Source organism: Brevundimonas sp. KH_025 (genome assembly GCF_057839885.1).
Map to the genome: position 1 here is coordinate 1722291 of NZ_CM174501.1, position 13656 is coordinate 1735946.

Genomic DNA, 13656 nt, shown 5'->3' on the forward strand with positions numbered 1-13656 from the left:
CCCCGCCAACAATCTTAGATTACAGATAACGCAGAAATACAACCTTTAGGAGATTTCGCCGCCGAGGTAGCGCCCATGCAGCAGCGGCGCGCCCAGCCAGTAGCAAAGCTCGGCCGGGCGACTGATGTCCCAGACCGCCAGGTCGGCGGCCTTGCCGGCCTCGATGGTCCCAACCTCGTCCTGCAACCCCAGGGCGCGGGCGGCGTGGCGGGTGGCGCCGGCCAGGGCCTCTTCCGGGGTCAGGCGGAACTGGACGCAGACCAGGTTCAGCGCCGCCGTCATCGAAGCGACCGGCGAGGTTCCGGGGTTGCAGTCGGTGGCCACCGCCATGGCGACGCCGTGCTGACGCAGCAGGGCGACGGGCGGAAGCTTGGTCTCGCGCAACATCAGGAAGGCGCCGGGCAGCAGGACCGCCACCACGCCTGCCTCGGCCATGGCCTGAACCCCCGGCTCGGTCGTGTGCTCGATATGATCGGCGGACAGGGCGTGATAGCGGGCCGCCAACGCCGCGCCGCCGCCGTCCGACAACTGGTCGGCGTGCAGCTTGACCGGAAGGCCCAACGCCTCGGCCTTGTCGAACAGGCGCGCCACCTCGTCCGTGGTGAAGGCGATGGGCTCGCAATAGGCGTCAACGGCGTCGACCAGACCCTCGGCATGGGCGGCGGGCAGGATCTCATCCACAGCCTTGTCCACATAGGCGGCGCGGTCGGCCTTATGCTCGGGCGGCACGGCGTGCAGGCCCAGGTAGGAGGTGCGGACCCGCACCCCCGCCTCGCGCCCGATGCGGCGGGCGACGCGCAGCATCTTCAGCTCGCTGTCGTGGTCCAGACCATAGCCGGACTTGATCTCAAGCGTGGTGACGCCCGTGGCCTTCAGCCCCTCCAGACGCTTGCAGGCCGAGGCGTAGAGGGCGTCCTCGCTGGCCTCTCGCGTCGCCTTGACCGAGGAGACGATGCCGCCCCCGGCGCGCGCGATCTCCTCATAGGTCGCGCCCTCCAGCCGCCGCTCGAACTCGCCCGAGCGGTCGCCGCCGAAGACCAGATGGGTGTGGCAGTCGATCAGGCCCGGCGTGACCCACCGGCCGCCCAGACTGTCGGTTTCCACAGCCTTGTGCACAGGCAGGTCCGCGCGCGGCCCGACCCAGACGATGCGCCCATCCTTGATCAGGATGGCGGCGTCCTCGATCGCGCCATAGGGGGCGCCGCCCTCGGTCATGGTCGCGACGTGGCAGTCGGTAAGGAGACGGTCAGCGAGGATCATCGCGCAGCCACCCCGCTGAGGATTTCGCAGAACCAGCGCCCGGCGGTCAGGGAGCCGAGGTCGCCGACTTCCAGCGAGGGGTCGTATTCGGTCAGATCGACGGCGCGGACCTTGGGACAGGCGCCGATGGCGCGGGCGGCGTCGAAGAAATCGTGGACCGAGACCCCGCCTGGCCGCGCGCCGGGGCTGGCGGGCCACTGGCTGCGGTCGATGACGTCGATGTCAAAGTCGACGTAGATGACCTCGCACAGGGAGGACAGGCGCTCCAGTTCCTCGACCACCACGGTCGCCAGACCGCGCTGGCGGCACTCGCGGGCGGTGCGGACGCTGATCCCGGCGGCATCGGCCTTTTCATGCGCGCGGCGGGTGTTGGCGAAGGGAGCGAGGCCGATCTGGCTGATCCGCTGTCCGTCTAGCCCATCGTCCAGCAGGGCCTGGATCGGATTGCCGTTGGTCAGGCCCTGATCCGTGTCGCGCAGGTCGAAATGAGCGTCCAGCGTCAGCACGCCGACGCGGTCCAGCCCCAGCGCGTGGACGCCCGGCCGGGTGATGGCGTTGTTGCCGCCGACCAGGATGGTCAGGGCGCGGTGGGCCTGAGCCTTCACCGCGTCGCGCACAGGTTCAAAAGCGTCGAACGGCGACACGGCCTTCAGCGCCACATCCCCCGCGTCGTGGACCAGAACCTCCAGCTCCAGCCCGGTCTCGACGTCATAGGTGGACAGGCGCGGCAGGACGGCGCGCAGGGTTTTCGGCCCCAGGTCGCAGCGGCCCGGCGTCAGCGACCGTTCGTTCAGCGGCGCGCCTATCAGGGCGACGGCGGCGTCGGGATGGTTCCCCACTAGGTCCGCGACAGAGCGCCAACCGAGGGCTTCAGACGGTTCGCTCATGAGGGTCATCCTTTGGTCGGGGAAAAGCGGGCGACCAGATCATAGGCCGCGCCGGGGAAGGTCTGCCACGCCCAGGTCACGCCCTGGCCGTCGCGCCAGGTGCGGCGCTCCAGCCGCAGACAGGCCGCGCCGTCGGCCAGACCCAGATGGGTCGCCGTTTCATGGTCGGCGCCGACGGCGGAAATCCGATGCTCGGCCTCGGTCCAGGGCATGTGGGCCAGCAGCCAGCCGCCCGGCGGCTGGGTGGTGAAGTCAGCGGCCTCCGCCTCGGGCGCGGCGGTCAGAGAGATCAGGCGGCGCTCGAAGACGAAGGGCAGGTCGTCGGCCAGATGCAGGGTCTCCAGCTCGACCACCCGCTGGCCCAGCCCCTCGTCGGGCCGCGCGGGGCGGACGATCCGGCCCAGCAGGCGGTGGGAATAGGTCAGCCCCCTGCCCTCGACCTCGGACTGGATGTCGGGGATCGCGACCAGGGCCGACGAATGCACCGGCGGATGGGCCACCACCGTCCCGGCGCGACGCCGCCGCACCACCAGGGCCCGCGCCGACAGGTCCGACATGGCGCGCGACACCGTCATCCGGGCGCAGCCGTATTCGGCCATCAGCTCGGCCTCGGTCGGGATGCGGAAGCCCGGCCGCCATTCGCCCGAGGCGATGCGGCGCTCGATGTCGCCAGCGATCCGTCGATGAAGCGGCTCATGATCCATGAACTGACCCTGCCTCTTGCGCGCAATAATGTCTAGACATAAGACTGACCGCCAGAACACACGACGGCGGCCGACGCCGCACGGAGGAATCGATGAGCGCCACGCCCAACACCCGCATCATCCGCAGCCCGCACGGGCCTGAAAAGACCGCCAAGACCTGGGCCGCCGAAGCGGCCATGCGGATGCTGATGAACAACCTCGACCCCGAGGTGGCCGAGCGCCCCGAGGACCTGGTCGTCTATGGCGGCATCGGCAAGGCGGCCCGCAACTGGCAGGCCTTCGACACCATCGTCGAGCAGCTGCAAAAGCTGGAAGCCGACGAGACCCTGCTGGTCCAGTCGGGCAAGCCGGTCGGCGTCTTCCGCACCCACGAAGACGCCCCGCGCGTCCTGATCGCCAACTCCAACCTGGTGCCCAAGTGGGCGACCTGGGAGCATTTCAACGAGCTCGATCGCAAGGGTCTGATGATGTACGGCCAGATGACGGCCGGGTCGTGGATCTACATCGGCACCCAGGGCATCGTCCAAGGCACCTATGAGACCTTCATGGAGGCGGGCCGCCAGCACTATGGCGGCGACTGGTCGGGCAAGTGGATCCTGACGGCGGGCCTGGGCGGCATGGGCGGCGCCCAGCCGCTGGCCGCGACCATGGCCGGCGCCTCCTGCATCACCATCGAGTGCCAGCGCAGCCGCATCGAGTTCCGCCAGCGCACCCGCTACGTCGACGTCATGGCCGAGACCCTGGACGAGGCCCTGGCCCTGCTGGAGCAGTCGTTCAAGGACAAGAAAGCCTTGTCGATCGGCCTGTTGGGCAATGCAGCTGAGCTTCTGCCTGAAATGGTCAAGCGCGGCGTTCGCCCCGATCTGGTAACCGACCAGACCAGCGCCCACGACCCGGTCAACGGCTACCTGCCCTCGGGCTGGACCGTCGCCGAGTGGGAAGAAAAGCGCGTCAGCGACCCCGCCGCCGTCGAAGCCGCCGCGCGCAAATCCATGGCCGTCCACGTTCAGGCCATGCTCGACTTCCACGCCATGAGCATCCCCACCGTCGACTACGGCAACAACATCCGTCAGGTCGCCTTCGACGAGGGCGTGAAGAACGCCTTCGACTTCCCCGGCTTCGTGCCCGCCTACATCCGCCCGCTGTTCTGCCGCGGCGTCGGCCCGTTCCGCTGGGCCGCCCTGTCGGGTGATCCCGAGGACATCCGCAAGACGGATGCGGCGATGAAGACGCTGTTCCCGGACAACGCCGGCCTGCATCGCTGGCTGGACATGGCGGGCGAGCGCATCGCCTTCCAGGGCCTGCCCGCGCGCATCTGCTGGATCGGTCTGGGCGACCGTCACCGCGCCGGTCTGATGTTCAACGAGATGGTGGCCTCGGGCGAGTTGAAGGCCCCCATCGTCATCGGCCGCGACCATCTGGACAGCGGCTCCGTCGCCAGCCCGAACCGCGAGACCGAGGCCATGATGGACGGCTCGGACGCCGTGTCCGACTGGCCCCTGCTGAACGCCCTGCTGAACACCGCGTCGGGCGCCAGCTGGGTGTCGCTGCACCACGGCGGCGGGGTCGGCATGGGCTATAGCCAGCACTCGGGCGTCGTCATCGTCGCCGATGGCACGCCGGAAGCCGCCAAGCGTCTGGAGCGCGTCCTGTGGAACGACCCGGCCACCGGCGTGATGCGCCACGCCGACGCCGGATACGAAATCGCCAAGGACGCCGCGCGTGAGCACGGGCTGAACCTGCCGAGCCTGACGTAACCTAAAAGCCCTCCCCCTCGAGGGGGGAGGGTTGGGTGGGGGTGAACCCTTCGCCCTTTCCGTAAAGCCTCTGGAGGCGCCGCCTCCCGCGCCTTGATTTCAGGCACACTGCCTGCACCCCATCCCCGGCCCTTCCCCCTCGAGGGGAAGGGAGGAGAAGAAGACGAATGACCCAGATCACCATCGGCGCCGCCCCGCTGACTCTTAATCAGCTGCGCCAAGCCCTGAACGGCCCCGTTCAGGTCGAACTCACGCCCGCCGCCTGGGCCAATGTCGAGAAGGGCGCGGCGGTCGTCGCCGCCATCCTGGCCGAAGGCCGCACGGTCTATGGCATCAACACCGGCTTCGGCCTGCTGGCCAACACCAGCATTGCGGCAGAAGACCTTGAAACCCTTCAGAAGAACCTAGTGCTCAGCCACGCCTGCGGCGTCGGCGAACCGCTGAACGAGAACGTCACCCGTCTGCTGATGGTGCTGAAGATCGCCAGCCTGTCGAAGGGCGCCTCGGGCGTTCGCCGTCAGACGCTGGAGACCCTGATCGGCATGGTCAACGCCGAGGTCCTGCCGCTGATCCCGGCCAAGGGCTCGGTCGGCGCCTCGGGCGATCTGGCGCCGCTGGCCCACATGAGCTGCGTCCTGATCGGCGTCAGCGAGGCCCGCTATCAGGGTCAGACGCTGGACGCCGTGACGGCCCTGGCCAAGGCCGGGCTGAAGCCCGTCGTCCTGGGCCCCAAGGAAGGCCTGGCCCTGCTGAACGGCACCCAGTGCTCGACGGCCCTGGCCCTGGCCGGCCTGTTCGCCGCCGAGGACGTCTTCGCCGCCGCCGTCGCCGCGGGCGCCCTGTCGGTCGATGCGCTTCTGGGTTCGGACGCGCCGTTCGATCACCGCATCCACGCCCTGCGCGGCCAGCCGGGTCAGATCGACGTGGCCCGTCGCCTGCGCGAACTTCTGACCGGCAGCGCCATCCGTGAAAGCCACCGCCACGATTGCGCCAAGGTGCAAGACCCCTACTCGCTGCGCTGCCAGCCGCAGGTCATGGGCGCGACCCTCGACGTTCTGCGTAACGCCGCCGCCATGCTGGAGCGTGAAGCCAACGCCGTGACCGACAATCCGCTGGTCTTCATCGAGGACGGCGACGTCATCTCGGGCGGCAACTTCCACGCGGAACCTGTTGCTTATGCAGCGGATCAGATCGCCATGGTCCTATGCGAGATCGGCAATATCTCCGAGCGCCGCACCTCCATCCTGGTCGACCCCAAGATGACCGACCTGCCCGCCTTCCTGGTCAAGGACAGCGGCGTCAACTCGGGCTTCATGATCGCCCAGGTGACGGCGGCGGCCCTGGTGGCCGAGAACCGCATGGTGGCCCACCCCTGCGTCATCGACACCGTGCCGACCAGCGCCAACCAGGAAGACCACGTGTCGATGGCCACCCACGGCGCGCGCCGCCTGCTGGACATGGCCGCCAATACGGCGACCGTGGTCGGCATCGAACTGCTGGCCGCGGCGCAAGGCATCGACTTCCGTCGCCCCCTGACCTCGTCGCCGGAACTGGAGCAGACCTACGCCATCGTGCGCGAGGCGGCCGAGCCCTATGCGTCCGACCGCTACTTCGCGCCGGACATCGCGCGGGCCACGGACGGGGTGCGGGCCGGTCGCTATCGCGCCTTCGCCGGCGATCTGCTGCCCTCGGCGTAAGACCGCATTGCAGCCAAAGGAAAAGGCCTCGGCGAGAACGCCGAGGCCTTTGTCTTGTCCGGAGGCGGCCGCCTGCAGTCAGCGCTTGATCGAGACGGTGGCCGTGTATTCGCCCTCTTCGGCGGCCCCCAGGGTGTTGGCGCGGAAGGAATAGGTCCCCGGCCTCAGGTCCTTGACGATCAGGGCGCTGGTGCGGCCGCCGCTGTCGTCATCGGTGGCCAGAGAGTCGCCGTCGCATTGCGGCCCCTCATGCAGCGCCAGATAGGCGTCGAACTCCGGCGCATCCAGGCGAATGGCGGTGCGTCCAGCGCGGCCCACGGTCAGGGCGTAGCAGTCGAAGAAGGAACCGTCGTCGGCGCGACGATCGCTGAACTCCAGACGGCCGGAACGGCTTTCGCCGACGGCGATCGGCAGGACCTGGGTGGTCGGACGGACGCGCTCGCCCGAGGAGATGCGCAGCTCATAGCGGCCGGTCTCGCCTTCGCTCAGGGTGTTGGCCTTGATGATCCACAGGCCGCCGCCGGAGGAGAAGCGCAACTGCGAGTTGGTGCCCATGTCGGGGCCGTCGTCGTTGGTGACGGTCGTCTCATCGCAATCCGCGCCCGGTCCCGCCGACAGATAGGTGTCGAAGTCGGCCGAGCTGAGCGTCACCGTATAGGCCTCGTCAGCATTGGTCTGAACGACGTAGCAACGATAGTGCGAGCCGTCGCCCATGCGGGCGTCCTTGCCGCTGAAATTGCCCTGCACCGTCTGGCCGGGACGGATGGTGCTCTGGGCGGCAGCGCCGCCGGCCACAGCCAGGGCGGACGCAAGAACAGTCGTCATCAGAAGGGCGCGCATGGGGGAGGTCTCCGAATGTTGAACGTCGCCTGTAGCGTGACGCCCTAAACGACTGATTTATTTCGCCGCCAGCAGCGGCGCCCGTTTGAGCGCGGCCAGGTTGGCGGCGTTGGTGCAGAAGCAGACGGTGCGCAGTTGCCGGATCACGACCTGGAAATGCGCGACCACCGCCTCAGTGGATATGGTCGCCGCCTGAATGACGCCCGAGGCCATGCCGACCACGTCGGCGCCCAGGCGAACGGCCTTGGCGACATCGACCCCGTCGCGGACGCCACCCGAGCCGATGATCAGGGCTTCGGGCAAGGCGTTGCGCGCCTCAGCGATGGCGCGGGCGGTGGGGATGCCCCAGGCGGCGAAGGCGGCGGCGTGGATCTTGTCCGCAGGATCAGTGGCGCGCTCGCCTTCGATCAGGCCCCAGTTGGCGCCTCCAGCCCCGGCCACGTCCACGCCCGCCGCGCCCATGGCGATCAGGCGCTGGGCGGTGACGGCCGATATGCCTGCCCCCGTCTCCTTGACGATGACCGGCGCATCCAGATCGCGGATCAAGGCCTGAAGCGCCGCGCCGACGCCCCACCAGTCGCGGTCGCCCTCGGGCTGACAGGCTTCTTGCAAGGGGTTGAGATGCACCACCAGGGCGTCGGCCCCGATCATGTCCAGCGCCCGTTTGGCCTGATCCAGACCAAAGCCCCGCGTCAGTTGGGCCGCGCCGATGTTGGCCAGGATCACCGTGTCGGGCGCTCGATCCCGCAGCGAGCGATCCAGCCCTCCCGTCGCCCCGCCCTCGATGGCCGCGCGCTGCGAGCCAACGGCCAGGGCGATTCCCAGATGCTGCGCCGCCTCGGCCAGACGGGCGTTGATGGCTTCGGCGCGCGCCGGTCCGCCAGTCATGGCGCTGATCAGCAGGGGCGCCTGCAGACGCCGACCGAGAAAGTCGGCGCCGAGGTCGATCTTGGCGTGGTCCAGATCCGGCAGGGCCTCGTGCACGAAGCGCCAGTCGTCGAAGCCCGAGGCCAGGGCGTGTCGCCCGCCGCCGGACAGCACCACGTCGAGGTGCTGGTCCTTGCGGCCCAGAATCAGGTCGTCGCTCATCGCGCCCTCCCCTTGGCGGTCAGGGCTGACGCTCGACCGTCAGGACATAGTCGCCGGTCGAGCCCGGCGCGAAGCTGCGGGCGCGCACGACATAGGTCCCGTCGCGCGGCGCGGTCCAGTCCAGCCGGGCGTGGGTGTCCGACAGGCTGTCGTCGTCCTCGGCCAGGCTGCGGAAGTCGCCCTCCTTGTCCTCGCCCACCTCGACGAAGGCGTCGAAGGCCGGGGAGATCATGGTGAAGCGCAGCTTCTCGTCGGCCTTGGCCTTGAAGGTGTAGGCGTCAAACGAGACGCCCTCGTCGTTCATGGCGTCGGCTTCGGACAGGCTGCCGCGCGCGGTCGATCCGACCAGCAGGCTGCCGGGACCCGGCTCAGGTCCGCGATCCGAGAATTCCAGCGAATACAGCCCCTTGCCGCCGCTAGAATAAGGCAGTGCGCGAAGAATATAGTCGCCGTCTTCCGGTAGGGTGAAGGTCAGGCGCGCGTCCGTCCCCTGACGCAGGCCGTCGTCGTCGCTGGCCAGTTCCTCGAACTCTTCGCCCGCCTTGCCGATCTGCAACAGGGCGTCGAAATCGCCGGAGCGCATGAGGGCCTGAACGCGCTGGCCCTCGGTCCCGGTGAAGGCGTAGCCGTCGAACAGGCGGCCCTCGTCGTCGGTCGCGCCGCCTTCCTTCAGTTCGCCCTGCACCGTCTGGCCGAAGCCGAGGGCGGTCGGCGGCGGCGGCGGGGCCACTTCCTCCAGCTTCAGGTCGTAAGACCCCGCAGCGTCCGAGAAGCCGCGCGCCTCGACCAGATAGTCGCCGTCCTCGGGCAGGACGAAGGTCAGGCGGGCGTTCAACTCGCCGCCGCCGTCGTCGTCGGTCGCCAGGCTGTTGCGGTCGGCGTCGAACAGTTCGAGGTAGCTGTCGAAGTCGTCGGCCTTCAGGCTGATCGCCACGCGCTGACCGGCGCGGCCGGTGAAGCGATAGAGGTCGGCGGGCGCGCCGGAATCGCTCTGGGCGCTGTTCTCGTCCAGACGGCCGCTGACCTCCTCGCCGATGGCGATGCTGCGCGCCGACGGGGCCGGCGGCCCCTGCTCCAGCGACAGGCGATAGTCGCCCTCAGCGCCGCCGCCGACCGAGGCGGCCTGGATCACATATTCGCCGGCCTGCGCCGCGGTGAAGACCAGATAGGCGTTCAGCCCCTTGCCCGCGCCGTCGTCGTTCTGGGCCGTCTGCACGAAGGCGCCGTTGACCATACGGCCGATGCGGACCACCGGATCGAAGTCGTCGGCTTCCAGCAGGACCGCCACGCGATCCCCGGCCTCCGCGCGGAAGGCGTAGGCGTCGAACGTGTTGCCGTCCTCGTCCTCGGCGTCGCCGCCGGTCAGGCGGCCGGATACGTCGCCGCCGACCGAAATCCGGCCCGGTCGCGGCTGACGCGGCGCCACGCGTTCGCTGAGGGCCAGGGTGTAGGCGCCGGTCTCCAGACCCGAGAGGGGCCGCGCGCGAATGATATAGACGCCGTCGCTTTCCGGCGTGAACCGCAGGCGGGCGTTGGAGCCGCTGCCGGCGCCGTCGTCGTCGGAGGCCAGAGGCTCGCCCGAAGTCCGCCCCTCGGCATAGACGTCCAGATAGGCGTCGAAGTCGCTGCTGCGCAGTTCGGCCTGCAGCCGCTGCCCGGCGCGCAGTTGAACGCGATAGTCGTCATAGCGATAGGCGTCGCCGCCGCGGGTGCGCGCGTCCCCCTCTTCCAGCCGTCCCCGCACCTCGGCGCCGATGCGGGTGTCGGTCGGCGTTTGGGCCAAGGCGGAACCGGACGACAGCAGGGCGACGACGCTGACCGCCCCGAACAGGGCCCCGAACTGAGAATGACGCATGAAAACCTCTTTGCTGGCGCTATCATAGACGCCGAACCGCAGCGGCTGTAAATCGCGGCCACGCTTTCCAGTTCCCGAAGTAGATGGAGCCGATCATGGCTGTCGAACCCGCCCCCGCCGCTCTGATCGACGGCAAGGCCTTCTCGCACACCCTGGTCGAGCGCGTCGCCGCGGCCGCCGCCCGGCTGGAGGCCGCCCACGGCGTGACGCCCGGCCTGGCCGTGGTCATCGTCGGCGAGGACCCCGCCAGCCAGATCTACGTGCGCAACAAGGGCGAGACGACGCTGAAGGCCGGGATGCGGTCCGACACCCACCGCCTGCCCGACACGACCACCCAGGCCGAGCTTCTGGCCCTGATCGCCGCCCTGAACGCCGATGCGGGCATCCACGGCATCCTGGTGCAACTGCCCCTGCCCAAGCACATCGATTCGGCCGCCGTCCTGGGCGCCATCGACCCGGACAAGGACGTGGACGGCTTCCACGTGGTCAACGTCGGGCGTCTGGCGGTCGGTCTGCCGGGCATGATCCCCTGCACCCCGCTGGGCAGCCTAATGATGCTGAAGGACCAACTGGGCGATCTGTCGGGTCTGAACGCCGTCATCGTCGGCCGCTCGAACATTGTCGGCAAGCCGATGGCGCAACTGCTGCTCGGTGAAAGCTGCACCGTCACCGTGGCCCACTCGCGCACCCGCGACCTGCCCGCCCTGTGCCGCACCGCCGACATCCTGGTGGCCGCTGTCGGCCGTCCCGAGATGATCAAGGGCGACTGGATCAAGCCGGGCGCCACCGTCATCGACGTGGGCATCAACCGCGTCCCCGCGCGCGATCCGGTCAAGGCCGCCGAGGGCAAGACCCGCGTGGTCGGCGACGTGGACTTCGCCGAGGCGGTCGAGGTCGCTGGCCGCATCACCCCCGTCCCCGGCGGCGTCGGCCCCATGACCATCGCCTGCCTGCTGGCCAACACCTACACCGCCGCCTGCCGGTCGGTCGGCGTCACGCCGGACGATCTGGGCTGAAGTTAAAGCCCTCCCCCTCGATGGGGGAGGGTTTGGGTGGGGGGGCAGGCAGGCGGCTTCCCATAAGACCGCCGGAGACGCCGGGCGCGTCTCTCGCGCCACACCCTGAAATGTCCCGCCCTCACCCCCATCCCCTGCCCTTCCCCCATCGAGGGGGAAGGGAGATCATTGACTAAAAATCCGGCCTTGAAGCGGAGCCTTTCCGCTCCGATAGTCCTTAGCGGATCAGCGGTCATCATGGCCGCCGGAGGAGCTTCATGGCTGGATTCTCGCCCCGTCTCGCGGCCGTCGCCGCCGTCGTCGTCCTGACCCCCGCCGTAGGGGCTTGCGGCTACAACACCATTCCGACCAAGCAGGAACGGGCCGAAGCCGCCTGGGCCGACGTGCAGAGCCAGTATCAGCGCCGTTCGGACCTAGTGCCGAACCTGGTCGCCACCGTGCAGGGCGCGGCCATTCAGGAACGCACCACCCTGACCCAGGTGATTGAGGCGCGGGCCAAGGCCACCAGCGTCAACATCGACGCGTCGAACCTCGATAACGCCGCCGCCTTCCAGCAATATCAGCAGGCGCAGGGTGAGCTTTCCAGCGCCCTGTCCCGGCTGCTGGTGACGGTCGAGGCCTATCCCCAGCTTCAGGCCAATCAGAACTTCCTGACCCTGCAATCGCAGCTGGAAGGCACCGAAAACCGCATCGCCGTGGCGCGCCGCGACTACAATGAGGCCGTGCGCGACTACAACACGTCCTTGCGCACCTTCCCGACCGTGATCTGGGCCAAGACCCTGCACGGCGGGTCGAAGCCCATGCAGCTGTTCACCGCCACCGCCGAGGCCCAGAGCGCCCCGACGGTGAACTTCAACCTCGGCGTTCCCGGCGCCCAGCCGGGCGGCGGCGCGCCCGCAACCACGCCCGGCGCAGCGCCCGGTTCGACGCCGCCGGCCGCGCCGGCCGCCGCTCCGGCGGCCTAGTCAGGCCGACATGACCCCTTCCGCCCTCGCCGTGAGGGAACGCCCCAGTCTCGGCCCGCTTGGGCCGGGATTGCTCCCGGCGCTGCTGCTCGGCCTCGTCCTGTGGCTGACGATCCTGCCCGGCGTCGGTTTCGCCGCCGAGATCAAGTTCCCGGCCCTGACCGGGCGGGTGGTCGACGACGCCCAACTGCTGAGCCCGGAACAGGAACAGGCCCTGACCGGCAAGCTGGCGGCGCTGGAACAGCAGACCCGCGATCAGTTGGTGGTCGTCACCCTGCCCTCGCTCCAGGATCAGGAGATCGAGGACTTCGGCTATCAGCTGGGTCGTCACTGGGGCATCGGACAGAAGGAAAACGACGGCGGCGCCCTGCTGATCGTCGCGCCGAACGAGCGCAAGGTGCGGATCGAGGTCGGCTATGGGCTGGAGGGCGTCCTGACCGACGCCTATTCCTCGCTGATCATCCGCAACGACATCCTGCCAGCCTTCCGCCAGGGCGATTACGCCGCCGGCATCATCGCTGGGACCGACGCCGTCATCGCCCAGCTGACCGCCGATCCGGCCGAGGCCCAGGCCCGCGCCGCCGAGGCGAAAAGCGCGGCCAACGAGCGCGAGAAGCCGATCCTGCCCGCCCTGATCATCTTCCTGATCTTCTTCTTCCTGTTCATCAGCCTGGTCATGGCCGCGGCGGGCGGCAAGCGTCGTCGTGGCAGGGGCGACGGCCTGACCCCCATCCTGATCTGGGCCGCCAGCGAGGCGCTGAAGAACCAGGGGCGGGGCGGTCGCGGAGGCGGCGGCTGGGGCGGCGGAGGCGGCGGGTTCGGCGGCGGTGGATTTGGCGGGGGCGGCGGCGGCTTCGGCGGCGGCGGCGCCTCGGGGGGATGGTGATGCAATTCACAACCGAAGACCACGCCCGCGTCGTCGAGGCTATCGCCCGCGCCGAGGCTGAGACCTCGGGCGAGATCTTCTGCGTGGTGGCGCGGCAGGTGTCCTCCTATCGCGACGTCAGCCTGGCCTGGGCGGCGGCGGCGGCGCTGCTGCTGCCGCTGGGCTTGATCCCGCTGGGCTTCGGCGCCCATTGGCTGCCCAATCTGGCCGGTCTGGGCAGCGCCGACTGGCAGGCGGCCCACGCCGCCGCGCGTGACGTGGAGATCGGACAGGCCCTGGCCGCCTACGCTCTGGTGCAGGCGGCGGTCTTCCTCGGCGTCTTCCTGATCAGCCTGATTCCGGCGGTGCGTCGGCTGATCACCCCTGCCCCCTTGCGCCGCACCCGCGTCCGCCGCGCCGCCATGCAGCAGTTCCTGGCCCACGGCCTGCACGTCACCGAGGCCCGCACCGGCGTCCTGATCTTCGCCGCCCTGGCCGATCATCAGGTCGAGGTCATCGCCGACGAGGGCATCCATGCCTGCGTCAGCCCCGAGGTCTGGGCCGATGCCGTCGCCGCCCTCACCAACGGTCTGCGTCGCAATCAGCCGGTCGAGGGGCTGCAACAGGCCGTCGCCCTGTGCGGCGCCGTGCTGGCGGAACAGTTTCCGCCCCGGGTCGCTGACGCCAACGAGGTTCCCGACCGACTGGTTGTCATCTAGGC

Annotated in this window: 12 protein-coding genes; 6 read left to right on the top strand and 6 right to left on the bottom strand. The window is 69.3% G+C overall.

The annotated features are described in order from the left end of the window. Positions 1–45: 45 nt before the first annotated feature. From hutI to hutC, 3 genes are read right to left on the bottom strand one after another with little or no spacing between them, the layout of a single operon-like run. The gene (gene hutI, locus AC3IS2_RS08620) at positions 46–1260 is read right to left on the bottom strand and encodes an imidazolonepropionase (protein ID WP_489197221.1); all 1215 of its coding nucleotides are present in this window, start codon (positions 1258–1260) and stop codon (positions 46–48) included. Continuing rightward, positions 1257–2147 carry an agmatinase family protein gene (locus AC3IS2_RS08625; RefSeq protein WP_489197222.1) on the bottom strand — a complete coding sequence of 297 codons (891 nt, stop codon included), beginning with the start codon at positions 2145–2147 and terminating at the stop codon, positions 1257–1259. The genes hutI and AC3IS2_RS08625 overlap by 4 nt, the downstream gene beginning before the upstream one ends. Positions 2148–2152: 5 nt before the next feature. Next, a complete protein-coding gene (gene hutC, locus AC3IS2_RS08630) occupies positions 2153–2851 on the bottom strand; it encodes a histidine utilization transcriptional repressor HutC (protein WP_489197223.1) in 699 nt (232 codons plus the stop codon). A gap of 92 nt (positions 2852–2943) precedes the next feature. Here hutC and hutU point away from each other — a divergent pair, with 92 nt between their 5' ends. Then, positions 2944–4608 (top strand): urocanate hydratase, encoded by a 1665-nt coding sequence (hutU, locus tag AC3IS2_RS08635; RefSeq protein WP_489197224.1) that lies wholly within the window; start codon positions 2944–2946, stop codon positions 4606–4608. Positions 4609–4775: 167 nt separating this feature from the next. Further along, positions 4776–6305, top strand: coding sequence for a histidine ammonia-lyase (gene hutH / locus AC3IS2_RS08640; RefSeq protein ID WP_489197225.1), 1530 nt, complete (start codon positions 4776–4778; stop codon positions 6303–6305). 78 nt (positions 6306–6383) lie between these two features. Here hutH and AC3IS2_RS08645 read toward each other — a convergent pair whose 3' ends face one another. The 3 genes from AC3IS2_RS08645 to AC3IS2_RS08655 are packed head-to-tail and all read right to left on the bottom strand — an operon-like array spanning position 6384 to position 10089. Then, positions 6384–7145, bottom strand: coding sequence for a peptidase (locus AC3IS2_RS08645; protein ID WP_489197227.1), 762 nt, complete (start codon positions 7143–7145; stop codon positions 6384–6386). Between the two features lie 57 nt (positions 7146–7202). Then, on the bottom strand, positions 7203–8234 hold the full coding sequence (gene fni, locus AC3IS2_RS08650; RefSeq protein ID WP_489197229.1) for a type 2 isopentenyl-diphosphate Delta-isomerase: 1032 nt from the start codon (positions 8232–8234) through the stop codon (positions 7203–7205). 19 nt (positions 8235–8253) lie between these two features. Next, positions 8254–10089 carry a PPC domain-containing protein gene (locus AC3IS2_RS08655; protein ID WP_489197230.1) on the bottom strand — a complete coding sequence of 612 codons (1836 nt, stop codon included), beginning with the start codon at positions 10087–10089 and terminating at the stop codon, positions 8254–8256. 95 nt (positions 10090–10184) lie between these two features. Between AC3IS2_RS08655 and folD the strand changes: the two genes are divergently transcribed. The 4 genes from folD (at position 10185) to AC3IS2_RS08675 (ending at position 13654) form a co-directional block, all read left to right on the top strand. Next, positions 10185–11105 (top strand): bifunctional methylenetetrahydrofolate dehydrogenase/methenyltetrahydrofolate cyclohydrolase FolD, encoded by a 921-nt coding sequence (gene folD / locus AC3IS2_RS08660; protein ID WP_489197231.1) that lies wholly within the window; start codon positions 10185–10187, stop codon positions 11103–11105. 257 nt (positions 11106–11362) lie between these two features. Then, the gene (locus AC3IS2_RS08665; protein WP_489197232.1) at positions 11363–12070 is read left to right on the top strand and encodes a LemA family protein; all 708 of its coding nucleotides are present in this window, start codon (positions 11363–11365) and stop codon (positions 12068–12070) included. Between the two features lie 10 nt (positions 12071–12080). Further along, the gene (locus AC3IS2_RS08670; RefSeq protein WP_489197233.1) at positions 12081–12956 is read left to right on the top strand and encodes a TPM domain-containing protein; all 876 of its coding nucleotides are present in this window, start codon (positions 12081–12083) and stop codon (positions 12954–12956) included. Beyond that, the gene (locus tag AC3IS2_RS08675) at positions 12956–13654 is read left to right on the top strand and encodes a TPM domain-containing protein (RefSeq protein WP_489197234.1); all 699 of its coding nucleotides are present in this window, start codon (positions 12956–12958) and stop codon (positions 13652–13654) included. Before AC3IS2_RS08670 ends, AC3IS2_RS08675 begins: the two co-directional genes overlap by 1 nt. Positions 13655–13656: the final 2 nt, after the last annotated feature.

Bases quoted from the DNA above. Each gene is read 5' to 3' on its own strand.
- AC3IS2_RS08670 (WP_489197233.1), top strand. From the start codon at position 12,081: ATGACCCCTTCCGCCCTCGCCGTGAGGGAACGCCCCAGTCTCGGCCCG.
- AC3IS2_RS08625 (WP_489197222.1), bottom strand. From the start codon at position 2,147: ATGAGCGAACCGTCTGAAGCCCTCGGTTGGCGCTCTGTCGCGGACCTA.
- folD (WP_489197231.1), top strand. From the start codon at position 10,185: ATGGCTGTCGAACCCGCCCCCGCCGCTCTGATCGACGGCAAGGCCTTC.
- hutC (WP_489197223.1), bottom strand. From the start codon at position 2,851: ATGGATCATGAGCCGCTTCATCGACGGATCGCTGGCGACATCGAGCGC.
- AC3IS2_RS08655 (WP_489197230.1), bottom strand. From the start codon at position 10,089: ATGCGTCATTCTCAGTTCGGGGCCCTGTTCGGGGCGGTCAGCGTCGTC.
- AC3IS2_RS08645 (WP_489197227.1), bottom strand. From the start codon at position 7,145: ATGCGCGCCCTTCTGATGACGACTGTTCTTGCGTCCGCCCTGGCTGTG.
- hutU (WP_489197224.1), top strand. From the start codon at position 2,944: ATGAGCGCCACGCCCAACACCCGCATCATCCGCAGCCCGCACGGGCCT.
- fni (WP_489197229.1), bottom strand. From the start codon at position 8,234: ATGAGCGACGACCTGATTCTGGGCCGCAAGGACCAGCACCTCGACGTG.
- AC3IS2_RS08675 (WP_489197234.1), top strand. From the start codon at position 12,956: ATGCAATTCACAACCGAAGACCACGCCCGCGTCGTCGAGGCTATCGCC.
- hutI (WP_489197221.1), bottom strand. From the start codon at position 1,260: ATGATCCTCGCTGACCGTCTCCTTACCGACTGCCACGTCGCGACCATG.
- hutH (WP_489197225.1), top strand. From the start codon at position 4,776: ATGACCCAGATCACCATCGGCGCCGCCCCGCTGACTCTTAATCAGCTG.
- AC3IS2_RS08665 (WP_489197232.1), top strand. From the start codon at position 11,363: ATGGCTGGATTCTCGCCCCGTCTCGCGGCCGTCGCCGCCGTCGTCGTC.